At 68.4% G+C, this 23,991-nt stretch carries 22 protein-coding genes; 14 read left to right on the forward strand and 8 right to left on the reverse strand.

Annotation, left to right across the window (positions count from 1 at the left end; translation table 11 throughout):
- Window positions 1-195: 195 nt before the first annotated feature.
- Entirely contained in the window at window positions 196-1,074 is an 879-nt protein-coding gene (locus tag ACFWZ3_RS10120; protein ID WP_439707611.1) for a universal stress protein, read from the forward strand.
- Window positions 1,075-1,722: 648 nt separating this feature from the next.
- Here the strand turns inward: ACFWZ3_RS10120 and maiA are convergent.
- Window positions 1,723-2,382, reverse strand: coding sequence for a maleylacetoacetate isomerase (maiA, locus tag ACFWZ3_RS10125; protein ID WP_439707612.1), 660 nt, complete (start codon window positions 2,380-2,382; stop codon window positions 1,723-1,725).
- A gap of 181 nt (window positions 2,383-2,563) precedes the next feature.
- Here maiA and ACFWZ3_RS10130 point away from each other — a divergent pair, with 181 nt between their 5' ends.
- Together ACFWZ3_RS10130 and ACFWZ3_RS10135 are read left to right on the forward strand one after the other, a co-directional pair.
- Window positions 2,564-3,742, forward strand: a complete 1,179-nt coding sequence (locus ACFWZ3_RS10130; RefSeq protein ID WP_439707613.1) for a phosphoglycerate kinase — start codon at window positions 2,564-2,566, stop codon at window positions 3,740-3,742.
- Window positions 3,742-4,386, forward strand: a complete 645-nt coding sequence (locus tag ACFWZ3_RS10135; protein WP_439707614.1) for an HAD hydrolase-like protein — start codon at window positions 3,742-3,744, stop codon at window positions 4,384-4,386. Before ACFWZ3_RS10130 ends, ACFWZ3_RS10135 begins: the two co-directional genes overlap by 1 nt.
- A gap of 173 nt (window positions 4,387-4,559) precedes the next feature.
- Here ACFWZ3_RS10135 and tkt read toward each other — a convergent pair whose 3' ends face one another.
- A complete protein-coding gene (gene tkt, locus ACFWZ3_RS10140; RefSeq protein ID WP_439707615.1) occupies window positions 4,560-6,569 on the reverse strand; it encodes a transketolase in 2,010 nt (669 codons plus the stop codon).
- A gap of 421 nt (window positions 6,570-6,990) precedes the next feature.
- Here tkt and ACFWZ3_RS10145 point away from each other — a divergent pair, with 421 nt between their 5' ends.
- The gene (locus tag ACFWZ3_RS10145; RefSeq protein ID WP_439707616.1) at window positions 6,991-7,584 is read left to right on the forward strand and encodes a porin family protein; all 594 of its coding nucleotides are present in this window, start codon (window positions 6,991-6,993) and stop codon (window positions 7,582-7,584) included.
- A 337-nt stretch (window positions 7,585-7,921) separates the two neighbouring features.
- Here the strand turns inward: ACFWZ3_RS10145 and ACFWZ3_RS10150 are convergent, their stop codons facing one another.
- The 5 genes from ACFWZ3_RS10150 to ACFWZ3_RS10170 form a co-directional block, all read right to left on the reverse strand.
- The gene (locus tag ACFWZ3_RS10150) at window positions 7,922-8,926 is read right to left on the reverse strand and encodes a class I fructose-bisphosphate aldolase (RefSeq protein ID WP_439707617.1); all 1,005 of its coding nucleotides are present in this window, start codon (window positions 8,924-8,926) and stop codon (window positions 7,922-7,924) included.
- Window positions 8,927-9,053: 127 nt separating this feature from the next.
- On the reverse strand, window positions 9,054-9,485 hold the full coding sequence (locus ACFWZ3_RS10155) for an energy transducer TonB (protein ID WP_439707618.1): 432 nt from the start codon (window positions 9,483-9,485) through the stop codon (window positions 9,054-9,056).
- A 230-nt stretch (window positions 9,486-9,715) separates the two neighbouring features.
- The gene (pyk, locus tag ACFWZ3_RS10160; RefSeq protein WP_439707619.1) at window positions 9,716-11,188 is read right to left on the reverse strand and encodes a pyruvate kinase; all 1,473 of its coding nucleotides are present in this window, start codon (window positions 11,186-11,188) and stop codon (window positions 9,716-9,718) included.
- Window positions 11,189-11,309: 121 nt separating this feature from the next.
- Window positions 11,310-12,107: a S1/P1 nuclease gene (locus tag ACFWZ3_RS10165; protein ID WP_439707620.1), complete on the reverse strand. Its 798-nt coding sequence runs from the start codon at window positions 12,105-12,107 to the stop codon at window positions 11,310-11,312.
- 47 nt (window positions 12,108-12,154) lie between these two features.
- A complete protein-coding gene (locus tag ACFWZ3_RS10170) occupies window positions 12,155-13,018 on the reverse strand; it encodes an MBL fold metallo-hydrolase (protein WP_439707621.1) in 864 nt (287 codons plus the stop codon).
- A gap of 231 nt (window positions 13,019-13,249) precedes the next feature.
- Between ACFWZ3_RS10170 and gap the strand changes: the two genes are divergently transcribed.
- Both gap and ACFWZ3_RS10180 read left to right on the forward strand, forming a co-directional pair.
- Window positions 13,250-14,248 (forward strand): type I glyceraldehyde-3-phosphate dehydrogenase, encoded by a 999-nt coding sequence (gap, locus tag ACFWZ3_RS10175; protein WP_439707622.1) that lies wholly within the window; start codon window positions 13,250-13,252, stop codon window positions 14,246-14,248.
- A 194-nt stretch (window positions 14,249-14,442) separates the two neighbouring features.
- Complete coding sequence (locus ACFWZ3_RS10180; protein WP_439707623.1) at window positions 14,443-16,371, forward strand: FTR1 family protein; 1,929 nt, start codon at window positions 14,443-14,445, stop codon at window positions 16,369-16,371.
- Between the two features lie 529 nt (window positions 16,372-16,900).
- Here the strand turns inward: ACFWZ3_RS10180 and fdxA are convergent.
- Complete coding sequence (fdxA, locus tag ACFWZ3_RS10185; protein ID WP_439707624.1) at window positions 16,901-17,224, reverse strand: ferredoxin FdxA; 324 nt, start codon at window positions 17,222-17,224, stop codon at window positions 16,901-16,903.
- A gap of 306 nt (window positions 17,225-17,530) precedes the next feature.
- Here fdxA and ccoN point away from each other — a divergent pair, with 306 nt between their 5' ends.
- From ccoN to azu, 8 genes are read left to right on the forward strand one after another with little or no spacing between them, the layout of a single operon-like run.
- The gene (gene ccoN / locus ACFWZ3_RS10190; RefSeq protein WP_439707625.1) at window positions 17,531-18,997 is read left to right on the forward strand and encodes a cytochrome-c oxidase, cbb3-type subunit I; all 1,467 of its coding nucleotides are present in this window, start codon (window positions 17,531-17,533) and stop codon (window positions 18,995-18,997) included.
- A gap of 13 nt (window positions 18,998-19,010) precedes the next feature.
- Window positions 19,011-19,664 (forward strand): cytochrome-c oxidase, cbb3-type subunit II, encoded by a 654-nt coding sequence (gene ccoO / locus ACFWZ3_RS10195; protein ID WP_439707626.1) that lies wholly within the window; start codon window positions 19,011-19,013, stop codon window positions 19,662-19,664.
- Window positions 19,661-19,885: a cbb3-type cytochrome oxidase subunit 3 gene (locus tag ACFWZ3_RS10200; protein ID WP_439707627.1), complete on the forward strand. Its 225-nt coding sequence runs from the start codon at window positions 19,661-19,663 to the stop codon at window positions 19,883-19,885. The genes ccoO and ACFWZ3_RS10200 overlap by 4 nt, the downstream gene beginning before the upstream one ends.
- A complete protein-coding gene (gene ccoP / locus ACFWZ3_RS10205; RefSeq protein ID WP_439707628.1) occupies window positions 19,882-20,799 on the forward strand; it encodes a cytochrome-c oxidase, cbb3-type subunit III in 918 nt (305 codons plus the stop codon). The genes ACFWZ3_RS10200 and ccoP overlap by 4 nt, the downstream gene beginning before the upstream one ends.
- Complete coding sequence (locus tag ACFWZ3_RS10210) at window positions 20,774-21,070, forward strand: hypothetical protein (protein ID WP_439707629.1); 297 nt, start codon at window positions 20,774-20,776, stop codon at window positions 21,068-21,070. Before ccoP ends, ACFWZ3_RS10210 begins: the two co-directional genes overlap by 26 nt.
- A complete protein-coding gene (locus ACFWZ3_RS10215) occupies window positions 21,067-23,298 on the forward strand; it encodes a heavy metal translocating P-type ATPase (RefSeq protein ID WP_439707630.1) in 2,232 nt (743 codons plus the stop codon). Before ACFWZ3_RS10210 ends, ACFWZ3_RS10215 begins: the two co-directional genes overlap by 4 nt.
- On the forward strand, window positions 23,295-23,507 hold the full coding sequence (gene ccoS / locus ACFWZ3_RS10220; protein WP_439707631.1) for a cbb3-type cytochrome oxidase assembly protein CcoS: 213 nt from the start codon (window positions 23,295-23,297) through the stop codon (window positions 23,505-23,507). The genes ACFWZ3_RS10215 and ccoS overlap by 4 nt, the downstream gene beginning before the upstream one ends.
- Window positions 23,504-23,956 (forward strand): azurin, encoded by a 453-nt coding sequence (gene azu / locus ACFWZ3_RS10225; RefSeq protein ID WP_439707632.1) that lies wholly within the window; start codon window positions 23,504-23,506, stop codon window positions 23,954-23,956. The genes ccoS and azu overlap by 4 nt, the downstream gene beginning before the upstream one ends.
- The last annotated feature ends 35 nt before the right edge of the window (window positions 23,957-23,991 follow it).

Genomic DNA, 23,991 nt, shown 5'->3' on the forward strand with positions numbered 1-23,991 from the left:
GGCCACCGTTCGTGGAGGAGGCGTCCACCGGCGCGGCAGTGCGCGAACAGCCGCGGCGCATCCGTTGGGGAAACGGGGCGCGCGGGTGCTGGTGGAAGGCCGTCAGAGTGAGTCTACAGGCCGTCCCGCGGCACCGGAAAGCTCCTATAGTCGGGACAGGCCGCCATGCCCACGCCGCGGCCCGGGAGAGCGCGCATGAACGACCCCGTCCCGTCAGCGTTGCCGCCACAGCGGATCCTGCTGGCGACCGATCTGAGCAGCCGTTGCGATCGCGCGCTGGATCGCGCCGTGCAACTGGCGCGGCAGTGGCAGGCCACGCTGCACGTCGTGCACGTGCTGGCTCCAGGCAACGAGGGCAGCTGGCCCACGACGGCCGCACCCTCCTGGCGACATGCGCCGACTACCGCGGCGATGGCCGAGCGACAGCTGCGTCGCGACCTCGGGGGCGACGTGCCCGGCTTGCTGCTGCACGTGACCGAGGGCGATCCGGCTGCCACCCTTCTGGATGCCGCCACACGCGAGCGTTGCGACTTGATCGTGCTCGGCGCCGGTGAAATGCCGGCTCAGGGCACGCTCGGCCATGTCACCGAATACCTTCTGCGCAAGTCGCCCGCCTCGCTATTGGTGGTGCGCGAGCGCCCGCACGGCGCTTATGCGCACGTGCTGGTAGGCACCGACTTCACCGCTGAGTCGCGCCACGGGCTGATTGCATCCGCCCACTGGTTTCCCACCGCCCGGCTGGCGCTGATGCACGTGCTGGATATCCCCTACAAGTCGCTGTGGCTCGACGCGGGACACGGCGAGGAGCTGGCGCGGATGGAGATGGCGACGATGCAGTCCTTCCTCGCCGACACGCCGCTGGCGGCCGAGGTCCGGGCGCAGGTGCTGCCACTGGTCGAGCATGGCCATCCGGAAGTGATGCTGCGCGAATACGTGGTGGAAAAGGAGGCCGACCTGGTGGTGATCAGCGCCTTCCGCCGTGGGCTGGCGTTCCACTTGCTGGTGGGTGGGACCTCGCGGCGGATCGTTCCGGCCATTCCCACCGATGTCCTGCTGGTGCGCGCGCCGGCGTGAGGAGGGGCTTTTCCCATCCATGGCGCGGACAAACGGCATTGCACGTGGCGACCGCCGAGCTGCTTCGTGGCAGGAAGACGAACTTGCGAGGGACGCTGGTGGCTTGATTGCCCCCGTGGACAGACGACCGGTTCCCCCGAGAGGGCCGGGTGAGGGGTCCACCTCGCGACGACGCAGCTGGCGCAAGCGCTGGGAGCAAGCAAGGCCTGGCAAGGAGGTTCCCCGCGAGCCCCGACCCCTCACCCCAACCCTCTCCCCGGAGGGGAGAGGGAGCCAAGTGCGGCGATCGCGCACACAAGCCCGCAAGTCCTCTTGCCTCAGCTTCCGAGCGCCCGCGGTAAAGCGGCGGCAGCTCCTCTAAGAGCAAGCGACCAACCCACCAAGGCGAGGCGGCACCTAGCTCTTATCCCTCACCGGGCTTAGCCAGGCCATTTCTTTGGTTACTTTCTTGGGCCAGCAAAGAAAGTGACCCGAGCGCCAGCAGGCGATCGGAAGCCCGCCGCAGGCGAGCCCAGTCGCGGAGAGGCCGCGCAAGACGACAGGCAAGACACCGCTCTCGAAGGCATCCCGGCGAGCCCCGGCCCCTCACCCCGACCCTCTCCCCGCAGGGGAGAGGGAGCACCGCGGGTATCGCTGGTGAGTTGAGCCCTACGGCGCGTCCGGTTGGCGCTCGGGCATGGCCTGCTGGAACGCTTCCAGTTCGTTGCACGCGGCGTGGATGCGCGCGATGGTCGGCCAACGATCCATCGGCAACTGCCAGCGCATGGCGTTGTACACCTGGGGTACCAGGCAGGCATCCGCCAGGCCGGGCGTGTCGCCGTGGCAGTAGCGGCCAGTGGCGCTGCTGTTGGCCAGCATGGCCTCCAGCGCCTCGAAGCCGGCCTCGATCCAGTGCCGTGACCAGGCCAGTTTTTGCGTCTCGTCGGCGCCCAACGCGCCCTCCAGGTATTGCAGCACACGCAGGTTGCCCAACGGATGGATGTCGCAGGCCACCGCCAACGCCAGCGCGCGCACGCGAGCGCGGCTGCGCGCGTCGGCCGGCAGCAGCGGCGGTTCGGGGACGGTCTCTTCCAGGTACTCCATGATCGCCATCGACTGTGTGATCACCCGCTCGCCATCGCGCAGGCAGGGAATCAACTGCTGTGGGTTGAGCGCGCGGTAGGCGTCGCCATGCTGCTCGCCGCCATCGCGCAGCAGGTGCACCGGGCGCGTCTCGTAGCGCAGCCCCTTGAGGTTGAGCGCGATACGTACGCGGTACACCGCGCTGGAGCGCCAGTAGCCGTACAACGCCAACAGTTCCGCTGCCATGGGATTCTCCCTGCCGATAGTGACCGGCAGGATAAACCGGGCGGACGCCAGCACGCGCGTCTGAGGCGGCGCACCGCCTTGCGGCGTTGCATCATCGGAACCCGCGCCGGACAATAGGCGGTTCGCGCCCTCCCCGGGCGCATCCGATTGAATTGCAATCCCCTTTCCGAGGAGTGGCGCCGTGTCCATCACCCGCATGAGCGATCTGGAGTTGCGCGGCAAGCGCGTGTTGATCCGCGAAGACCTGAACGTGCCGATCGACGAGGGCCGCATCACCTCGACGCAGCGCCTGGATGCCGCCCTGCCGACCATCAAGGCGGCGCGCGACGCCGGCGCGAAGGTGATGGTGCTCTCGCACCTGGGTCGCCCGAAGGAAGGGCAGTTCGACGCCGAATCCTCGCTCGCCCCGGTGGCCAGCTGGCTGGGCGACAAGCTCGGCGCGCCGGTGCGCCTGGTCGCCGATTACCTCGACGGCGTGGATGTCGCCGAAGGCGAGGTAGTGGTGCTGGAGAACTGCCGCATGAACGCCGGCGAAGGCAAGGATGATGAGGCGCTTTCGAAGAAGTACGCGGCCTTGTGCGACGTGTTCGTCATGGACGCCTTTGGCACCGCGCATCGCGCGCAGGCTTCCACCCACGGCGTGATCCGCTTCGCGCCGCAGGTCGCCGCCGGCCCGCTGCTCTGGGCCGAGCTGAACGCGCTCGGCAAGGCGCTGGAACAGCCGGCGCACCCGCTGCTGGCTATCGTGGCCGGCTCCAAGGTGTCGACCAAGCTTACCCTGCTCGACAACCTCATCGGCAAGGTCGACCAGCTGATCGTGGGCGGCGGCATCGCCAACACGTTCATCGCAGCGGCCGGCTATGGCGTGGGCAATTCGCTGTACGAGCCGGACCTGATCGATGCGGCGAAGAAGGTGATCGCCGATGCCAAGCGCCGCGGGGCCGAGGTGCCGCTGCCGGTCGACGTGGTGGTGGCGCCGGAGTTCTCCGCCAACGCGCCGGCTACGGTCAAGCCGGTCGATGCGGTCAAGGACGGTGAAATGATCCTGGACATCGGCCCGGAGACCGCGCGCCGCTATGCCGAGCTGATCGCCAAGGCCGGCACGGTGGTGTGGAACGGCCCGGTGGGCGTGTTCGAGTTCGACGCCTTCGGCAAGGGCACCGAAACGCTGGCGCATGCGATCGCCGACTCCAGCGCGTTCTCCATTGCCGGTGGTGGCGACACGCTGGCCGCGGTGGACAAGTACGGCATCGCCGACAAGGTGTCCTACATCTCCACCGGCGGCGGCGCCTTCCTGGAGTTCCTGGAAGGCAAGGAACTGCCGGCGGTGTCCGCGCTCAAGGCACGCGCGGACGGCTGATGCTCTGCCTTTTCGACCTCGACGGCACGCTGATCGATTCCGAGCACGGCATCACCGCGTGCGTGAAGCACGCGCTGGAACGCCTGCGCGTGGCGATCCCGGGCACGGAGGAACTGCGCCGCTGGATCGGCCCACCGCTGCGACACAGCTTCGCGCCGCTGCTGGGCCATGACGCGGCGCGCGTCGAGGCGGCGGTCGAGCATTACCACGAGCGCTTCGACACGCACGGCTGGCGCGAGCACAGCGTCTATCCGGGCATCGAACTGTTGATCGGCCGGCTGCTTGATGCAGGTCACCAGCTGGCCATCGTCACCGGCAAGCCGCACCGGCATGCCGAGCCGATCCTGGCGCAACTGCCGTTCGGCCACGCCTTCCTGCGTCTGTATGGACCCGATCCGTCCAGCGCGCAAAGCGAGAAGGCCGACATGATCGCCGCCGCCATGGCCGACTTCGGCGCGAACGCGGCAGAGACGGTGATGATCGGCGACCGCCATTTCGACATCGAAGGCGCGGTGGCCAACCGCGTGCGCGGCATCGGCGTGCTGTGGGGCTTCGGCAGCCGCGCGGAGCTGGAACAGGCCGGTGCCGCGGCCGTTGCCGCCACGCCGGGCGAACTGGGTACGCTGCTCGGCCTCAGCGCCTGACGGCCACCGCCCTGGTGGGGGAGCCTCGAACAATCCCCTTTCGCGGGATAGTCGCAGGAGCCTGAAGCTTGCCGAGTTTTCGAGGTCCCTTGTAGGAGCACACCTGTGCGCGACCGCCATGCATCGTGGTCGCGCACAGGTGCGCTCCTACATGAGCCGCCACGCGGTGGCAATCAGCCGATGGTGCGCTTGACTGCGTCCACCACGTTGGTGACGGTGAACCCGAAGTGCTCGAACAGCTGTGGCGCGGGCGCCGAGGCGCCGAAGCCGGTCATGCCGATGACTTCGCCGTCCAGGCCCACGTACTTGCGCCAGTAGTCGGCCGTGCCCGCTTCCACCGCCACGCGTGCGCGGCACCACGACGGCAGGATGCCCTCGCGATATTCCGCCGGCTGCTCGTCGAACACCTCGGTGCAGGGCATCGACACCACGCGCACCGGCACGCCCTGCTGGCCCAGCGTGCGCGCCGCTTCCATGGCCAGCTCCACCTCCGAGCCGGTGGCGATGATGATCGCCTTGAACTTGGTGTCGGCCGGATCGGAAAGCACGTACGCGCCGCGCGCGATGTCGGCGACCTGTTGCTCGCTGCGCTGCTGGTGCTTGAGGTTCTGGCGCGAGAACACCAGGCAGGCCGGGTTGCCCTTGCGCTCGATCGCGGCCTTCCAGGACACGGCCGACTCGACGGCATCGCACGGGCGCCACACCTGATTGTTCGGGATGTAGCGCAGGCTGGCCAGGTGTTCGACCGGCTGGTGGGTCGGACCGTCCTCGCCCAGGCCGATCGAGTCGTGGGTGTAGACGTGGATGGCGTGCGCCGGGATCAGCGCGCTCATGCGCACGGCGTTGCGCGCGTAGTCGGAGAACACCAGGAAGGTGGCGTCGTAGGGAATGAAGCCGCCGTGCAGCGCCAGGCCGTTGGCGATCGCAGTCATGCCGAACTCGCGCACGCCGTAGTAGACGTAGTTGCCCTGGCCTTCGCTGCTGTTGCCGTTGCCGGCGTCCTTGCTTCCCTTCCACTTGGTGAGGTTGGAGCCGGCCAGGTCCGCGGAGCCGCCGATCAGTTCCGGCAGCAACGGACCGAAGGCGTCCAGCGCCATCTGCGAGGCCTTGCGCGAGGCCACTTCCGGGCCCTCGGCCTGCATCTTCGCGATGTAGGCCTGCGCCTTGTCGGCCCAGTCGGCCGGCAGCTCGCCCGCGAGGCGGCGCTTGAACTCGGCAGCCAGCTCCGGATGCGCCTTGGCGTAGGCGTCGAGCGTGGCGTTCCACTCCTGCTCACGCTTGGCACCGGCCGCCTTGGCGTCCCAGCCGGCGTAGATCTCGGAGGGAATTTCGAATGGCGGGTAGCTCCAGCCGAGCTGCTCCCGCGCGGCGGCGATCTCGTCCTTGCCCAGCGGAGCGCCGTGGCTTTCTTCCTTGCCCTGCTTGTGCGGCGCGCCGAAGCCGATGATGGTCCTGGCGCAGATCAGCGTGGGCTTGCCGCTCTGCGCGGTCGCCTGCGTGATTGCGCGCTTGATCGCCTCGGCATCATGGCCGTCGACGCCGCGGATCACGTTCCAGCCGTAGGCCTCGAAGCGCTTGGCGGTGTCGTCGGTGAACCAGCCATGCACCTCGCCATCGATGGAGATGCCGTTGTCATCGTAGATCGCGACCAGCTTGCCAAGGCCCCAGGTGCCGGCCAGCGAGCAGGCCTCGTGCGAGATGCCTTCCATCAGGCAGCCGTCGCCCAGGAACACGTAGGTGTGATGGTCGACCACGGTGTGGTCGGGACGGTTGAAGTGCGCGGCCAGCACCTTCTCCGCGAGCGCGAAGCCCACGGCGTTGGCCAGGCCTTGGCCGAGCGGGCCCGTGGTGGTTTCCACGCCGGGCGTGTGGCCGTATTCGGGATGGCCGGCGGTCTTCGAATGCAGCTGGCGGAAGCGCTTGAGCTCGGCCATCGGCAGGTCGTAGCCAGCCAGATGCAGGAGCGCGTACTGCAGCATGGAGCCGTGGCCGTTGGAGAGCACGAAGCGGTCGCGGTTGGGCCACTTCGGATCGGCCGGATTGTGCTTGAGGAAATCGTTCCACAGCACTTCGGCGATGTCGGCCATCCCCATGGGCATGCCCGGGTGGCCGGACTTGGCCGCCTCGACGGCGTCCATGGCGAGGGCGCGCACGGCGTTGGCGAGTTCGCGGCGGGTGGTCATCGGTCGGATCTCCGGGCAAGCGGCAAAGCGCCAATTGTCGCCGATCGGGGGTATGGCTGTCGCGTTGCCGCGCACAGGCCCTTGCCGCGGCGATTAATTTCGCCTTAACCGGAACGCACGCGATAACGCGGATCTTCAGGTAGCGCCCGTTCCAATGGTCCTGCGCAAAGTTCGTGCGCCACGCCTGGAGGCCGGGACTGCTTTTCGAACACCTTCCTCTACTTCTAGAAGCGGGAGAAGGACGTCCAGGCGTCCATACGACTTGGACCGTGGAACTTAACCGCAAATTACCGGGTTTCTCATGCGCATTGAATCTTTCGCGCACCGGCCGCATCCAAGGAACCGTGTGTCGCCATCCCCTTTATCTGGCGCACGCAAGCGATCGATCCCCGCGATCGCCACAACAACAGGAGAATCTCCCATGAAAAAGACGCTGCTTGCCCTTGCCTTTGCTTCCGCTGGCCTGCTGGCCGTTCCCGCCGCGTTCGCGCAGAGTGCGCCGACCCACAACGACGGCTGGTTCGTCAACGGCAACGTGGGCCGCACCACGATCAACAACGGCCCGTACGACGACCACGACACCGGTTACGCGATCGGCGGCGGCTACCGCTGGGCGATCACCCCGTCCGTGGCGCTGGGCGCCGAGGTGGGCTACAACGACCTGGGCAACATCCACGTCAAGAACATCTTCAACAGCAATGACGTGATCGAGCAGGGCCGCTCGCAGCTGCACGGCTGGACCGCCGGCGTGAACGGCCATTTCAACCTGGCGCCGAACTGGTACGTCAGCGCACGCACGGGCCTGTACAGCTGGAAGGGCCACGGCCTGTCCAATGACGTGAACCCCGTCCGCAAGAGCCTGGACGACACCAGCTGGTACGCCGGCGCGGGCGTGGGCTATGACTTCAGCAACAACGCCAGCATCGGCCTGAACTACGATCACTACGATGCATCGAAGAACAACGTCGATCTCGATACCAACATGGTATCGGTCAGCGCCGAGTACCGGTTCTGATCCGCGGGCGCACGGACGCGCCGTCATTGAAAAGAAGGGCGCCCTCGGGCGCCCTTCTTTTTGGCCAGCCCCTTCGGAGCGGGAGCAAGTTTCGCAAGCACACAGACCGGCCGCTGCCTCCTGCTCAGCCCCCGAGCGCCGGCAGGTGATCGGAAGCCCGCGGCAGGCGAGCCCAGTCGCGGGGAGGCTGCGCAAGAACGACAAGCAAGGCAGCGCTCCCGCAGACAGCCCCACGAGCCCCGGCCCCTCACCCCAGCCCTCTCCCCGGAGGGGCGAGGGAGCAGAGCAAAAAAAGGGCGCCTTGCGGCGCCCTCTTTCACAAACCCGGCCTGGAAACTCAGCCGTTCCACTGCCCCAGCGCCGCCAGGCCATTCTCCTTGGCACGCGCGGCGACCGTCTTCTGCGCCTCGGCGTAATTGGCCTTCATGTCCTTGGACCACAGCTTGAGCGCCGCCTGCTGCATGGCGCGACCATAGGAGAACGACAGCGGCCACGGATGCGGGCCGATGTGGTTCATGGCGTTCAGGTGCGCGGTCGACTGCTCGTCGGTCTGGCCACCGGAGAGGAACACGATGCCCGGCAGCGAGGCCGGCACCGTGCTCTTGAGCACGCGCACGGTCGCCTCGGCCACTTCCTCGACTTCGGCCTGCTCCTCGCAACCCTTGCCGGGGATGACCATGCTGACCTTCAGGATGGTGCCCTCGAGCATCACGTTCTGCTCGTACAGCGCGTTGAACAGGCTGCGCAGCACCGCCTCGTGCACTTCGTAGCTGACCTCGATCGAGTGGTCGCCGTCCATGATCACTTCCGGCTCGACCATCGGCACCAGGCCGGCTTCCTGGCACAGCGCCGCATAGCGGGCGAGCGCGTGAACGTTCGCTTCGATCGCGGTCGAGCTGGGGTTGTCGTCGGAGATGTTGATCACCGCGCGCCACTTGGCGAACTGCGCGCCCAGCTTGACGTACTCGGCCAGGCGGTCACGCAGGCCATCCAGGCCCTCGGTGACCACGTCGCCCGGGAAGCCGGCCAGCGGCACCGGACCCTTGTCGACCTTGATGCCCGGGATGATGCCGTTCTTCTTCATCACCTCGGTGAAGGGCACGCCATCCTTGGTCTTCTGGCGGATCGTCTCGTCGAACAGGATCGCGCCGGAGATGTGCTCGGAAAGGCCCGGCGCGGTGAGCAGCAGCTCACGGTAGGCGCGGCGGTTCTCTTCGGTGTTCTCGATGCCGACCGCCTCAAAGCGCTTCTTGATCGTGTTGGTCGACTCGTCGATGGCGATGATGCCCTTCCCGGGCGCGACCATCGCCTGGGCGATGCTTTCGAGATCTTCGATGCTCATGAAACGACTCCGTGCAGACGGGGCGGGGTCACCGCAATGGATTTGGCCGCCCCGGACGGGACGGCAGTTCAAAGAACCGCCGATTATAACGACTTGGTGTCAACGCCGTGGTGACGGCGCGGCAAGACTAGTTTGTGTAGCCGGGCAACTGGCACGGAGCCATGACCTGCTTCTGGCCGGCGGCGTCGGAAGGCGCGTTGAACGGCACCACGTAGTAGGTATCCACCGGATCATGGTTCTGGTTGGACAGCGACGGGCCGTAGCGGAAGTTGGAGACCGCGCTCATGGCGATCTGGCCGAAGTCGCCCTTGGGCACCACTTTCTCGACCTTGAGGTTACGCGGCACACCGTCGGAACCGATCATGTAGCTCACCGCGGCGCAGCCGGGCTGGTTGACGTTGCGTGCGCTGTTGGGCACGTCGACGGCAACGTTCTGGTTCAAGAGGATCCAGTAGTCGTACAGGTGCTGCGGATCGACCCGGTGCTGCGACTGCGCCGCGGCCGGCAGGCCGGCGGCCAGCAGCGTCGCGAAGAGGAGACGGCGGACGGTCGGGTTCATGGCAACCTCCTGGCGTGGGGCTGGCCAGTGTAGCGCCGCAGGGCATGGCCGCGGCGTTGGCGCCCTCTCCCTTCCGGGGGAGAGGCCTGGGGCGAGGGGCGGCTGTTGCGGGAAACTGGCGGCGCGCGGGGCTTTTGGAAGGCTGTTGGCAAGGCTGATGAGCTGCCCCGCGAGCCCGGCCCCTCACCTCGATCCTCTTTTCGGAGGGGACAGGAGGCGAAGAACCGTGCTTAAAGGTCCCGCAGGCTCTCGACGATGCCCTCGGCGCCAACCAGCAACAGCTTGAGCGTGTTGGTGCCGCCACCGGCGCCGACGCGGTCGCCCTGGGTCAGCACCACGCGGTCGCCCTCGGCGAGCTTGCCCTGGGCGAACAGCTGGCGCACCGCCTCGCGTGCGTTGGCCGCCGAGCTCTGGCTGACCTCGGTGAAGGCGACCGGCTGCACGTCGCGCAGCAGCAGCATGCGCCGGCGCGCGTCGGCGGACGGCGAGAGCGCATAGATCGGCACCGCACTGCGATAGCGCGAAAGCCATTGCGCAGTAGCGCCGGACTCGGTCAGCGCGATCAATGCGCGCACGCCGAGCTGGCCCGCCAGCACCATCGCGGCCAGCGCGATCGCCTGGTCGGCGCGATCGAGCCGGTGCACCGCGGTGGAGAGGTCTTCCTTCGGCTCGAACTGGCGCTCGGCGCCCAGGCAGATACGGCGCATGGCGGCCACCGCCACGTCCGGATGCGCACCGGCGGCGGTCTCCTGCGAAAGCATCACCGCATCGGTACCGTCGATCACCGCATTGGCGACGTCGAGCACCTCGGCGCGGGTCGGGATCGGCGCGGTGACCATCGACTGCAGCATCTGCGTGGCGGTGATCACCGCGCGGTTGCGGGCGACCGCTTCGCGGATGATCTTCTTCTGCAGGCCGGGCAATTCGGCATCGCCGATTTCCACGCCCAGATCGCCGCGCGCCACCATCACGGCATCGGAGGCATCGATGATCTCGCCCAGCACGGGAATGGCGTCGGCGCGCTCGATCTTGGCGACCAGCGCGCCCTGGCCGTCGGCCTCACGCAGCAGACGGCGGGCCTGTTCCATGTCGGCGGCCGAACGCACGAACGAGACAGCAAGGAAATCGGCGCCGATTTCGGCGGCCAGCTGGATATCCGCGCGGTCCTTGTCCGACAGCGCGGACACGGAGAGGCCGCCCCCCTGCCGGTTGAGGCCCTTGCGGTCGGACAGCTTGCCGCCGATCAGCACCTCGCAGCGCACCTGCGCGCCTTCGACCGCGACCACGCGCAGCGCGACCAGGCCGTCGTCCAGCAGCAGCACGTCGCCGGCGGCCACGTCCTGCGGAAGCTGGTGGTAGCTGACGCCGACGCGGGTGCTGTCGCCAGCCGGGGCGTCGGGCGCGCAGTCGAGCACGAACGGATCGCCCGGGTGCAGCTCGATCGGGCCGTGCGCGAATTTCTCGATGCGAATCTTGGGACCCTGCAAGTCGGCCAGGATGCCCACTTCGCGTCCGGCCGCCTGCGCCGCCTCGCGTACCGCCATGGCGCGCGCGCGGTGGTCCTGCGGCTGGCCATGCGAGAGGTTGAGGCGGACCACGTCCACGCCCTCGGCGATCAGCCGCGCGAGCATGCCCGGCGCGTCGGTGGCGGGACCTAAGGTGGCGACGATCTTGGTGCGGCGCAGGTGGTTTTCGGCGTTCATGCCGGCGAGGCTAGCAGATGCCGGCGAGAGGGCGGCCCGGGTGCAATCGTATGCAGTGTGACGGGACACCCATCCCGGCCCTGGCCTTGCGCCCCGCCCTATCCGGAAAAAGGCGAGGCACTCACCCCAGCGTGCGATTGAGCAACTGGGCCAGCCGCCGCCCCGCCTGGCGCAGGCGCTTCTCGGCCAGCGGCAGCTCGGCCTCCAGGTAGGAGGCGCCAACCGTATGGCCGTCCGGATAGAGGTCGCGTGTCAGACGACAGGATTCCTCCGCCCAGGCCACGAACGGCGTGGCGCGGTCGGGCGGCAATGCGACCATCGGGCGCGCATCGAGCCGTTGGGCGTAGTGCTGCCAGTCCAGCCCGCGCGTGCGCAGCATCCCCGAGTCCCACACGCGGTGGAGGTTGCTGCCCTTGCCCTGGAACTGCACCTGGTAGGTGTTGCCGCCCTTGTCGGGGCGGTAGCCGGCGTGCAGTGGCTGGTGCACGTCGCCGACGAAGTGCACGACGAACTTCAGCGCCTCGCGGCGGGCCGCATCGCTCTGGTTGCGGTCGCCCAGCACGGCCACGTAGTGCTCGAGGCCTGCGACGACGCAGCGCCCCTGCCGGCAGTCGCGCGGAGGCTGGTAATCGCAATCGCGATTGGCAAAGTTGATGTAGTGCATCCCGCGCGTGGCCTTCCACAGCGCCTGCTGCGCGGAATCGTCCTGGACGTCGTCGGCCCAGGTGGCCACGTCGGCCAGCCGGCGGGTGTGCTCGGGAGCCAGCAGCCGCTCGACCTGCGCCTCGGCGGCGGGGCTCAGGTGGCGCTGGGCGAGTTCGGCCACGATGCGATGGCCGTCCGGCCCCCAGGCGTGGGCATTGGGAACCAGCAGAACACAGGCGAGCAGGAAAACGGCGGTACGGCGCAGGGCGATCATCGACGGCGAGTGCAGACTTGGCGGGCGGGCGAGTGTGCCACAGCGTCTTAGTCGCGCGATTGCAACGGCAGCTTGAAGTAGCGCTGGCCGTTGGCTTCGGGCAATGGCAGTCGACCACCGCGGATGTTCACCTGCAGCGCTGGCCATAGCAGCCGCGGCGGAGGCAATCCGGCGTCGCGTTGCTGGCGCATGGCGACGAAGCTGGCCTCGTCCACGCCCTCGCGGATGTGCTTGTTGGACTGGCGCTGCTCGGCCATCGGCACTTCCGCCCGCACCGCCTCGCCCGCCGGTGGGTAGTCGTGCGCCAGGAACATGCGCGTCGCGGGCAGGCCGTAGATCCGCCACACCGATCGGAACAACGCGTGCGCATCGCCACCGGGGAAATCGCAGCGCGCCGAACCGGCGGCCGGCGAGAACAGCGTGTCGCCGACGAATACCGCATCGCCGATCAGATAGCTCACGCTGTCGGCGGTATGGCCGGGCGTGGCGATCACGCGGATCGCCAGCTCGCCCAGTGGCAGTTCGTCGCCATCGTGCAGCAGCCGGTCGAAGGCGCTGCCGTCCAGATGCGGTTCGTCGGCGGCCAGGCCCAGGCGCTGGCGGAAAGTTTCCTGCACCTGCGTAATGCCGGCACCGATCGCCGTGTGCGCTCCAGTGCGCTCTTTCAGCCACGCGGCGGCGGAAAGGTGGTCAGCGTGGGCGTGGGTTTCGAGGATCCAGCGCACCTGCGCGCCGGCGCGTGCGGCCGCGTCGAGGATGGCCGCTGCGCTGGCATGGCCGACCTCCCCACTGGCCGCATCGAAGTCCAGTGCCGCGTCGATGATCGCCGCGTGGCCCGTGGCCGGGTCGCACAGCAGGTAGCTCCAGGTGGAGGTGGCCGCGTGGAAGAAGGGGGTGATCTGTGCCTGCATGGCGGCGCTCCGTTGGAATCGGTGCTCGTTGGGAAGTATGGCGTGCATGGCTTGCACAAGCAGCCGCGACACAGCGGCCATGTCGATAGCTGCCCAGACAGGCAGGTGCCGCGCGAAGCGGGCCGGGCGGTATACGGTCCCGTGACCGCATTCGGCGCTAAAATGGACGTTTCAGGTGACCCGAAACGTCGCCGCTCCACCGCTTCACTGAACCCAAGAGGATGCTTGCCCATGGCCATCAAGGTCGCGATCAACGGCTTCGGCCGCATCGGCCGCAACGTGCTGCGCGCCGCCGTGCAGAATTTCGCGGACATCGAAATCGTCGCCATCAACGATCTGCTCGAGCCCGACTACCTGGCCTACATGCTGCGCTATGACTCCGTGCATGGCCGCTTCAAGGGCGAGGTGTCGATCGAGGACGGGCAGCTGGTGGTCAATGGCAAGCGCATCCGCCTCACGCAGGAGCGCGATCCGGCCAACCTGAAGTGGGACGAGGTCGGCGCCGATGTGGTGATCGAGTCCACCGGCCTGTTCCTGACCAAGGAAACCTGCCAGAAGCACCTCGACGCGGGCGCGAAGAAGGTCATCCAGTCGGCCCCGTCCAAGGACGACACGCCGATGTTCGTCTACGGCGTGAACCACCAGAAGTACGCCGGCGAGACGATCATCTCCAACGCCTCGTGCACCACCAACTGCCTGGCGCCGGTGGCCAAGGTGCTTAACGACAAGTGGGGCATCAAGCGCGGCCTGATGACCACCGTGCACGCCGCCACCGCCACGCAGAAGACCGTGGACGGCCCGTCCAACAAGGACTGGCGCGGCGGCCGCGGCATCCTGGAGAACATCATCCCCTCCTCCACCGGTGCCGCGAAGGCCGTGGGTGTGGTGATCCCCGAGCTCAACAAGAAGCTCACCGGCATGTCCTTCCGCGTGCCGACCTCGGATGTATCCGTGGTCGACCTCACCGTCGAGCTGGAAAAGCCGGCGACCTACGCCGAGATCTGCGCGGAGATGAAGGCACAGTCCGAAGGCGCGCTCAAGGGCGTCCTGGGCTACACCGAGGACAAGGTCGTCGCCACCGACTTCCGCGGCGATGCCCGTACCTCGATCTTCGACGCCGACGCCGGCATCGCGCTCGATCCCACCTTCGTCAAGCTGGTCAGCTGGTACGACAACGAGTGGGGCTACTCGAACAAGTGCCTGGAAATGGTGCGCGTGGTGGCCAAGTAACCGGCGCCTGCCGGCTCCCTGCGGAGCCGGCGCGCAGCGAAGGGCCGGGACCGTCGGGTCCCGGCCTTTTTTGTTCCGGGCGCAACGGCGGTCGATTCCCGCGGCTGCGGCATGCGGACACGCCTCACGCCGCCCGGGCGGTTCCAGCCTATACTTAGGCAATGATAGGCATTCTCAACAAGGCGTCGGCATGGATGCTGGCCTGCACCCTGCTGGCGGCCGGGTGCCCCACCTTCGCCCGGGCCCTGCCCACGAGCCCCGCCGCGGCCACCACGACCGCCCTGCCGGCACCGGCCACGGTCAGTCAGACCTGGCAAATGCTCGACTATCTGGCCACCGATTACGCCGGCGCGGTGCATGACGGCAACGTCGTCAGCGCCTCCGAATATGCCGAGATGCGCGAGTTCGCCGCCACCGTGCGCCAGCGCCTGGCGCAATTTCCGGCAAGCCCGGCGTCGCCGGCGCTGCAGGCGCAGGCCACTGGGCTGGTGCACTCGATCGACGCCAAGGCCGCCACCGCCGATGTCGCGCGCCAGGCCCACGCGCTGGCCGACGCCCTGCTCGCCGCCTACCCGGTCCCCACCGCGCCCTCGCGCCTGCCCGACCTCGCGCGCGGCGCGGCGCTGTATCAACAGACCTGCGCCGCCTGCCACGGCGCCAACGGCCAGGGCAACGGCCCGGCCGCGGCGAACCTCGACCCGCCGCCGATCGACTTCACCGACCGCACGCGCGCCGACCAGCGCAGCGTGCTGTCGCTGTACGAGGCGATCACCCACGGCGTGAACGGCACCGCGATGACGGCCTATGCCGATCAACTGTCGGTCGACGACCGCTGGTCGCTGGCCTATTACGTCGGCTCGCTTGCCTACGCGCACCGCGCCGGCGAAGGCGTGCACGCATGGAAGGACAATGCGCTCGCCCGTCAGCGCCTGGGCAACCTGGAGGAGCTTTCGCGCGCCCGCGTCGCCGATCTCGCCCCCGCACTGGGTGAGCAGCAGGCCCGCGCGATCCTGGGTTACCTGCGTGCCTATCCGCACGCGCTGCCGCAGTCGCACTCCGGCCTGGCGCTGGCGCGCGAGAAACTGGCCGCCAGCCTCGCCGCATGGCGCCAGGGCGATCGTGGCGAGGCCCAGCGGCTGGCGCTCTCGGCCTACCTGGACGGGGTCGAACCGGTCGAGCCTCAGCTGAATGCACGCGACGGCGCGCTGCGCTCCCAACTGGAAACCGCGATGGGCGCCTACCGCACCGCGGTCAGCAGCGGCCAGGCCGACGTGGAGGCCCGCGAACGGGCCGCCGACGCCCTGCTGCAACGCGCCCAGGCGACCCTCGCCGGCGGCTCGGCCGACGCCGCCTCGGCGTTCCTTGGTGCCTGGACCATCCTGGTGCGCGAGGGGCTGGAAGCACTGTTGGTGGTAGTCGCGCTGCTCGCCTTCCTGCGCAAGGCCGAGCGTCCGGCGATGCTGCGCTACGTGCACGCCGGCTGGAGCCTGGCGCTGCTCGCCGGCCTGGCCACCTGGGCGGTGGCGAGCTACGCGGTGGCAATCAGCGGCGCAGGGCGCGAACTGACCGAAGGGCTGTCGTCGCTGTTCGCCGCGGCTGTGCTGTTGTGCGTGGGCCTGTGGATGCACCGCAAGAGCGTGGGTGGCCGCTGGCAGGCGTACCTGAAGGCCAAGATGGCAGCCACGCTGGACCGCTCGGCCTGGTTCCTGTTCGGCCTGGCATTCATCTCGGTCTACCGCGAAGTGTTCGAAACGATCCTCTTCTACGTCGCCATGTGGAACGAGGGCCCACGCGGCTGGCTGCTCGGCGGCATCGGCACCGGCGCGCTGACCCTCGCCGCGATCGCCTGGCTGCTGTTGCGCACCAGCCGGCGACTGCCGCTGGGCAAGTTCTTCTCCGCCAGCTCCGCGCTGATCGCCCTGCTGGCAGTGGTGCTGACCGGCAAGGGCATCGCCGCACTGCAGGAAGCGGGCTGGATCGGCGTGCACGTGGCGCCACTGCCGCGGATCGAGTTGCTGGGCATCTATCCGACATGGCAGTCGGTCGCGGCACAAGCGGTCGTCGCGTTGGTGCTGGCGATCGGTTACGCACTGAACCTGCGACGGGTGCCGCAGAAGGGTTGAGGCTCGCCCGGGCCTCATCTTCCCCTTTCTTGATCAAGCGGCGGCGTCGCCTTTTCCTGCTTTCGCGGCCAGTCCCGCCCCTCATCCGAGCCTTCGAAGGGAAAAGGGAGGCAGCCGCTCTTGCCGGCATCCCCGCGAGCCCCGGCCCCTCACCCCAGCCCTCTCCCCGGAGGGGAGAGGGAGCAAAGTGCGGAGCTCGCGCACCCAAACGCGCAAGCCCTCTTGCCTCAGCTCCCGAGCGCCCGCGGTGAAGCGGCGGCAGCTCCTCTAAGAGCAAGCGACTGACCGAGCAAAGCGAGACGGCACCTAGCTCTTATCCCTCACCGGGCTTAGCAGGCCATTTCTTTGGTCACTTTCTTTGGGCCAGCAAAGAAAGTGACCCGAGCGCCGGCAGGCGATCGGAAGCCCGCGGCAGGCGAGCCCAGTCGCGGGCACGACAAGCAAGGCAGCGCTACTGCGGGCATCCCCGCGAGCCCGGCCCCTCACCCCAACCCGCTCCCCGAGGGAAGAGGAACAGCCAGCGGCGTCATCAACGCTTGAGCAGTGGCAGCTTGCCGGGTACGCCGTCCCAGCGCTCGGCGTCATCCATCGCGGGAACCTTGGTCGTGATCACCGGCCACTCGAGCGCCAGTTCGGCGTTGATCGCCAGGAAGCCCTCCTGGCCGGCAGGGATGTCCAGTTCGGGAAAGATCGCGCCCACCGGGCACTCCTCCACGCAGAGCGTGCAATCGATACATTCGTCAGGATTGATGACCAGGAAATTCGGCCCCTCGTGGAAGGCATCGACCGGACACACATCCACGCAGTCGGTGTGCTTGCAGTTGATGCAGTTCTCAGTGACGACGTGCGTCATGGGCGGTACCCGACTTTCACTGCCCGCAAGCATGGCCGCTCACGCCAACGGGCGCCCTGATTCAAATCAGGCGCGGTCGGATGCGATCCGGTCACGCGCAGGTTCACCGCGCGGCGACGCGCCAACCGGAACATGCGGCGCACAGGTTCCGACAGACGCCGGCCAAGGCTCGTTCGCGACGCGCATGGCCTGTGCGACAACCGACCGCATCGCCGACGCGTCCGTTTGCCGCGGCGCTTTGACTCAGGTCAAGCGAAGCGAGCGGCCGCGCCCGGAAAATAGGCGGCATTTCCCCGGGAAACATCCATGCCCAACACCGAGTACTACAACGACAAGGTCGTGCGTCAGTTCCTGCTGGCGGCGGCCGTGTGGGGCATCGTCGGCATGTCGGTCGGCGTGCTCGCCGCCGCACAGCTGGCGTGGCCACTGTTCAATTTCGATACGTCCTGGCTGACGTTCAGCCACATCCGGCCCGACCACACCTTCGGCGTGATCTTCGCCTTCGGTGGCTCGGCGCTGATCGGCACCTGCTACTACGTGGTCCAGCGCACCGGCCACACGCGGCTGGCCTATCCGAAGCTCGCCTCGTTCACTTTCTGGGGCTGGCAGGTCGCCTGCCTCGCGGCAATGATCACCATGCCGCTGGGTCTGACCCAGAGCAAGGAATACGCCGAGCCCGAATGGTGGGTCGACATCATCATTGCGGTGGTGTGGGTGAGCCTGGGCGTAGTGTTTTTCGGCACGCTGGCGCGCCGGCGCATCCGCCACATCTACGTGGCCAACTGGTACTACGGCGCGTGGATCATCGCGGTCGGCCTGCTGCACATCGTCAACAACCTGGTGCTGCCGGTGTCGCTGTCGAAGTCCTACCCGATCTACTCGGGCGTGGTCGATGCGATGGTGCAGTGGTGGTACGGCCACAACGCGGTGGCGTTCTTCCTGACCGCCGGCTTCCTCGGGATGATGTACTACTTCGTGCCGCGCCAGGCGCAACAGCCGCTGTGGAGCTACCGCTTCTCGATCGTCAATTTCTGGGCACTGATCTCGGTGTACATGTGGGCCGGCGCGCACCACCTGATGTACACCGCGCTGCCGGACTGGGTGCAGTCGGTTGGCATGGCCTTCTCGCTGGTGCTGTTGATGCCCAGCTGGGGTTCGGCTGCCAACGGCCTGATGACCTTCAACGGCTCCTGGCCCAAGCTCAAGGTCGACCCGGCCGCCAAGTTCATGGTGCTGTCGCTGGTCTTCTACGCGGGCAGCACGTTCGAGGGCTCGATGATGGCGGTCAAGACCGTCAACCAGCTCTCGCACTACACCGACTGGACTGTGGCGCACGTGCACAACGGCGCGCTGGGCTGGGTGGCGATGATCACCATCGGCTCGCTCTACGCCATGGCGCCGCGCGCGCTCGGCCAGCCGAAGATGTATTCGCAGAAGGCGATGGAATGGCATTTCTGGCTGCACTGCTTCGGCGTGGTGCTGTACGTCGGCTCGATGTGGGTCGCCGGCGTCACCGAAGGCCTGATGTGGCGCGCCACGCTGCCCGACGGCTCGCTCACCTACCCGTTCATCGACAGCCTGCTGGCAATCCAGCCGGCGTACTGGACGCGCTGGTTCGCCGGCGTGGTGATCCTCGTCGGCATGGTGCTGATGGCCTGGAACCTGTGGCACACCGCCGCCGATGCGCGCGCGCGGCTGATCAAGCCGATCCCGGTGCCGATCCCCGAGCCCGACCCGCACCAGGTACCCGAACCGCTGCCGAGTGTGGGCTGAGGAACACGACCAGATGGCTTACAAGCATTTCGAAATCATCGAGAAGAATGCCGCGCTGCTGGGCATCCTCACGGCGATCATGGTGTCGATCGGCGGCCTGGCCGAGATCACCCCGCTGTTCATGGAAGCCCATGCGGTGAAGGCGCCGCTGGGGGTCAAGCCCTACGACCCGCTGCGCCTGGCCGGCAAGGACGTCTACGTGCGCGAGGGCTGTTACCTGTGCCACTCGCAGATGATCCGCGCGCTGCGCGCCGAGACCCAGCGCTACGGCCACTTCTCCACCGCGCAGGAATCGGTCTATGACCGGCCGTTCCAGTGGGGCTCCAAGCGCACCGGGCCGGACCTGGCGCGCGTGGGCGGCAAGTACACCGACGACTGGCAGCGCCTGCACCTGGAAAACCCCCGCCAGGTCGTGCCGCAGTCGAACATGCCGCAGTACGACTGGCTCGAGCACAACACGATCAACGCCGAGGACATCCAGGCGCGCATGCGCGTCTTGCGCAAGCTGGGCGATCCGTACACCGACGCGGACATCGCCAGCGCGCCCAAGGCGCTGGCCGGCAAGACCGAGATGGACGCGCTGATCGCCTACCTGCAGGGCCTGGGTATCCAGAACGAGCCGGCGGCGACCGTACCGGTGCCTGTCGGCCATGGAGGCGCGCCATGAACCATCCGATGATGAATCCGTTCTGGGGTCACCTAACCGGCATTGTCACGGTGCTGTTGATGCTGGTGTTCATCGGCATCTGGATCTGGGCCTGGCGCAAGCGCCATCGCTCCACCTTCAAGCGGATGAGCGAGCTTCCCATGGAAGACAAACCAGAGGGTCCGGCGCCGGGCGAGCCGCGCACGGGCGCAGACAAGAACAACAAAGGTGGGCAGCCGTGAGCGCGGGTTGGTCGTTGTGGGTGATGTTCCTGGTGGTGCTAAATTTTGGCATCACGTTCCTGCTGTTCCTGTGGGCGCCGCGGGCGAAGATTCCGACGCTGCCGGACGACACCAGCGGTCACGTGTGGGCGCACGGCACGATCCGCGAAGGCGTGCGCAACCTGCCGCTGTGGTGGCTGCTGCTGTCCGGCTCGATGTTCGTGGCCGGCGCGCTCTACCTGGTGTTCTATCCCGGCTTCGGCAACCACAAGGGCACGCTCGGCTGGACCGCGCACGGCGAGCTGGCGCGCGACGAGGCGGCCAACAACGCCAAGCTGGACGACCTGATCGAGCGCTTCCGCAAGTACCCGGTCGAGCAGCTGGCCGAGGACCCGGCCGCGCAGCAGATGGGCGAGCGCCTGTTCGTGGACAACTGCGCCGCCTGCCATGGCCGCGGCGGCTACGGCAACGTCAAACTGGGTGCGCCCAGCCTGATCGACGACGACTGGCTCTACGGCGGCAGCGGCAAGGACATCCTCTCCTCCATTCATGACGGCCGCAGCGGACTGATGCCGCCGTGGGCGAGCCTGGGCGAGGACAACGTCAAGAACCTGGCCAACTACGTGCTGAGCCTGTCCGGCTCGTCGCACGACGAGGGTCGCGCGGCCGCGGGCCAGCCGCTGTTCACCACCTGCGCCGCCTGCCACGGTCCGCAGGGCAAGGGCAATCCCGCGCTGGGCGCGCCCAACCTGACCGACAAGATCTGGCTGCATGGCGGCAAGTTCGAGGATATCGTGCGCACCATCGGCGGCGGTCGCCAGGGTCACATGCCGGCGTGGAGCAAGCGTCTTACCGACGACCAGATCCGCGTGCTGGCCGCCTACGTCTACCACCTGTCGCACCAGGGCGATGCAGCAGCACAAGCGTCCCGCTGAGGCGTCCGCCGCGGCCGACGCTTGGTATCGGCAACCCGTGCTATGGCTCGGGGCGGTGATCTTTGCCGCCTCGCTGGCCGGTTGCATCTGGACGATCGTGCTCGGCTCGCGCCACGCGGACCTGCCGCTGGACATGACCGAGCGTCCGCACACGTTGCTGGACATGCCGATGCATGCACCGGCACGCGAAAAGCAGCTGACCGGCCAGGAGGCGGGCGCCAAGGCCTCGCCGTCGCCTGACGCCACCGGTACGCCTGGGCAGCGGCCATGAATGCCGCCGGCGCGCACGCGGCGTGGCTGCATCCGCGCCTCGCCGCGCAGGTGATCCGGCCGCGACGCGACGGCCGAGCGGAAATCGCGCTGCGGGTGGAAGGGCTCACCGACCCACGCCAGGTGCTGCGCCTGGACGAGCGCCTGCATGCCCTGCCGGGCGTAGCCCGCGTGGCGATCGATGCCCGCGCGCAGCGTGCGCGCGTCGTGTGGAACCCTGACCGCCTGGGCCTGCCGCAACTGCTCGACGCCTTTGGTGCCGAGCAGTGCAGCGCGCGGCCGCTGCGCCGCGAACACATCGACGATGCGCGCAGCGGCGAAGCCAACGACGCCCTCAAGCGCCTGCTGGTCGCCGGCATGTGCGCCATGCAGGTGATGACCTATGCCTTCGTCATGTACATCGGCGTGGTCGATTTCGTCGATTTCACCACGCGCGGGCTGTTCCGCTGGCTGAGCCTGCTCACCACCGCGCCGGTGGTCGCCTATTCGGCGCAACCGTTCCTCCTCGGCGCCTGGCGCGAAGTGCGCACGCGCCGGCTCGGCGTGAACCTCACCGTGTCGCTGGCCGTGGTGTTGACCTTCGGCGCCAGCGTGTGGAGCACCGTACGCGGGCACGGCGAGATCTACTTCGATTCGGTCAGCATGTTCGTGTTCCTGCTGCTGGCCGCGCGCCACGTCGAACTGCGCGCCCGCCATGCCAGCGGTGCGCTGGGCGAGGCCGCGCAGGACGCCACCCCGCTGCTGGCCGAGCGTCGCCGCGCCGACGGCAGCCTGGAGACCGTGCCCGCGCTGGAACTGGTGCCCGGCGATTGCGTGCGCATTGCCGAAGGCGGCACCGTGCCGGCCGACGGCGTGCTGGAAAGCGACGCCGTCGAGGTCGACGAGGCCTTGCTGTCGGGCGAATCGCGTCCGCGCCGGCGCCAGCGCGGCGAGCGCCTGGTCGCAGGTTCCGTGGTGCTGGGCAGCCCGGCCGAACTGCGCGTGGAGCACAGCGGCGATGACACCACCGCCGCGCGCCTGGGCCAGCTGGCCGGCCGCGCGCGCCAGGCGCGGCCCGGTGACGACGCCGCCGACCGCGAGGCCACGCGCTTCGTGCTGCGCGTGCTGGTGCTGACCCTGCTCACCGCGCTGGCCTGGCTATGGCTCGACCGCACGCGCGCGTTCGATACAGCGGTGGCCGTACTGGTGGTCGCCTGTCCCTGCGCCTTCGCGCTGACGCGGCCTGCGGCGGTCACCCGCGCGCTCGCGGTGCTCGCCGGGCGCGGCGTGCTGGTGACCGAACCGGCCGCGCTCGACACCCTCGCCCGCGTCGACTACGCCTTGTTCGACAAGACCGGCACGCTGACCACGCCCTGGCTGGAGCCGGACGCGATCGAGCCGCTGCGCGACGGCCTGGCGCCGACACAGGCGTTGCGCCTGGCTGCCGCGCTGGCGCGCGAGAGCACCCATCCGCTGGCCATGGCGCTGGCCGCCGCGTGGACAGGAGACACACCACCGGCGCGGGATCTCAAAGTCACCGCCGCCGCCGGGATCGGTGCCGAGGTGGAGGGCCGCGCATTGCGCCTGGGCCGCCCCGACTTCGCGTTGGCGCCGAGCGGTTGCGCCGCGCCGGCCAGCGCCGCCGTCACGCTGATGCTGGCCGACCTTGATGGCCCGCTGGCCGCCTTCCACATCAGCGAAGCGCCGTGCAGCGACGCCGCCGCCACGCTGCAGGCGCTGCGCGGCGAGGGCATCGTCACCGTGCTCGCCAGCGGGGATACCCGCGCCCGCGTGGCGCCCGTCGCCAACGCGCTGGGCGTCAAGCGCTGGGCCGGACGCCAGTCGCCTGCCGACAAGCTCGCGCTGCTGCAGGTGGCGCGCGTGCAGGGCCAGGTCACGTTGGCCGTCGGCGATGGCAGCAACGACGCCCCGGCGCTTGCCGGCGCGGATGTCTCTGCCGTGCTCGCCTCCGGCACCGACCTGGCGCAGGCGCATGCCGACCTGCTGCTCCCCCGCGGACGCCTGGACGGCCTGCTGCAGGCCCGCCACGTCGCCCGCCAGCTCGCCCACGTGGTGGCGCAGGGCCGGCGCTGGTCGCTGGCCTACAACCTTCTCGCAGTGCCGTTCGCCGCGGCCGGACTGGTGCCACCGTGGCTGGCGGCGATCGGCATGTCGGTCAGCTCGCTGCTGGTCGTGCTCAATGGCCTGCGCGTGGGCCGCGCACCCGTCCGCCCGGCGCTGCGCGCATGAACATCCTGCTGGTGCTGATCCCGGTCACCGGCCTGGTCGTGCTGATCGCCGTGGCGCTGTTCTTCTGGGCCGCCAACCACCAGCAGTTCGACGACCTGGACAGCCCCGCCGTGCTGCCGCTGATGGAGGACGAACCCGTCCCCGGCCAGGCCGACGACGCGGCGCCGCAGGATTCCGCTTCCCCCGGTAGCAAAGGAGACACCCCGTGAAACGTCGTCTGTTCGCTTTCGCCCTGCTTGGCCTGGCCGCCGCGCCGACCTGGGCCGCATCCAACTGCTCGACCACCATCCAGGGCAACGACGCCATGCAGTTCGACCAGAAGTCGATCGTGGTGCCCAACACCTGCAAGCAGTTCACCGTGACGCTCACGCACGTGGGCAAGCTGCCCAAGGCCGCGATGGGCCACAACTTCGTGGTGTCCAAAACCTCCGACGAGCCGGGCGTCGTCGCCGACGGTGCCAAGGCCGGCATCGACAACGACTACCTGAAGCCCGGCGACAGCCGCGTCATCGCGCACACCAGGATCATCGGCGGTGGCGAGAGCGACTCGACCACCTTCAAGGTCGACGCGCTCAAGCCTGGCCAGGACTACGAGTTCTTCTGCTCGTTCCCGGGCCACGCCGCGCTGATGAAGGGCACGATCAGCCGCGCCAAGTAAAATGAAACCGCCGTGCCGCGGGCCGCCCGCGGCAC

The sequence above is a fragment of the Frateuria sp. GZRR35 genome, from assembly GCF_051900415.1.
Taxonomy (GTDB): domain Bacteria; phylum Pseudomonadota; class Gammaproteobacteria; order Xanthomonadales; family Rhodanobacteraceae; genus Frateuria_A.

What these genes read in the sequence shown, in the direction of transcription:
- ccoN (WP_439707625.1), top strand. Translation starts at nt 17,531, where the DNA reads ATGCCCAACACCGAGTACTACAACGACAAGGTCGTGCGTCAGTTCCTG.
- ACFWZ3_RS10165 (WP_439707620.1), bottom strand. Translation starts at nt 12,107, where the DNA reads ATGATCGCCCTGCGCCGTACCGCCGTTTTCCTGCTCGCCTGTGTTCTG.
- pyk (WP_439707619.1), bottom strand. Translation starts at nt 11,188, where the DNA reads ATGAACGCCGAAAACCACCTGCGCCGCACCAAGATCGTCGCCACCTTA.
- gap (WP_439707622.1), top strand. Translation starts at nt 13,250, where the DNA reads ATGGCCATCAAGGTCGCGATCAACGGCTTCGGCCGCATCGGCCGCAAC.
- ACFWZ3_RS10200 (WP_439707627.1), top strand. Translation starts at nt 19,661, where the DNA reads ATGAACCATCCGATGATGAATCCGTTCTGGGGTCACCTAACCGGCATT.
- ACFWZ3_RS10155 (WP_439707618.1), bottom strand. Translation starts at nt 9,485, where the DNA reads ATGAACCCGACCGTCCGCCGTCTCCTCTTCGCGACGCTGCTGGCCGCC.
- ACFWZ3_RS10170 (WP_439707621.1), bottom strand. Translation starts at nt 13,018, where the DNA reads ATGCAGGCACAGATCACCCCCTTCTTCCACGCGGCCACCTCCACCTGG.
- ACFWZ3_RS10150 (WP_439707617.1), bottom strand. Translation starts at nt 8,926, where the DNA reads ATGAGCATCGAAGATCTCGAAAGCATCGCCCAGGCGATGGTCGCGCCC.
- maiA (WP_439707612.1), bottom strand. Translation starts at nt 2,382, where the DNA reads ATGGCAGCGGAACTGTTGGCGTTGTACGGCTACTGGCGCTCCAGCGCG.
- ACFWZ3_RS10120 (WP_439707611.1), top strand. Translation starts at nt 196, where the DNA reads ATGAACGACCCCGTCCCGTCAGCGTTGCCGCCACAGCGGATCCTGCTG.
- ACFWZ3_RS10215 (WP_439707630.1), top strand. Translation starts at nt 21,067, where the DNA reads ATGAATGCCGCCGGCGCGCACGCGGCGTGGCTGCATCCGCGCCTCGCC.
- ccoS (WP_439707631.1), top strand. Translation starts at nt 23,295, where the DNA reads ATGAACATCCTGCTGGTGCTGATCCCGGTCACCGGCCTGGTCGTGCTG.
- ACFWZ3_RS10210 (WP_439707629.1), top strand. Translation starts at nt 20,774, where the DNA reads ATGCAGCAGCACAAGCGTCCCGCTGAGGCGTCCGCCGCGGCCGACGCT.
- ACFWZ3_RS10135 (WP_439707614.1), top strand. Translation starts at nt 3,742, where the DNA reads ATGCTCTGCCTTTTCGACCTCGACGGCACGCTGATCGATTCCGAGCAC.
- ACFWZ3_RS10180 (WP_439707623.1), top strand. Translation starts at nt 14,443, where the DNA reads ATGCTGGCCTGCACCCTGCTGGCGGCCGGGTGCCCCACCTTCGCCCGG.
- ACFWZ3_RS10145 (WP_439707616.1), top strand. Translation starts at nt 6,991, where the DNA reads ATGAAAAAGACGCTGCTTGCCCTTGCCTTTGCTTCCGCTGGCCTGCTG.
- fdxA (WP_439707624.1), bottom strand. Translation starts at nt 17,224, where the DNA reads ATGACGCACGTCGTCACTGAGAACTGCATCAACTGCAAGCACACCGAC.
- tkt (WP_439707615.1), bottom strand. Translation starts at nt 6,569, where the DNA reads ATGACCACCCGCCGCGAACTCGCCAACGCCGTGCGCGCCCTCGCCATG.
- ccoO (WP_439707626.1), top strand. Translation starts at nt 19,011, where the DNA reads ATGGCTTACAAGCATTTCGAAATCATCGAGAAGAATGCCGCGCTGCTG.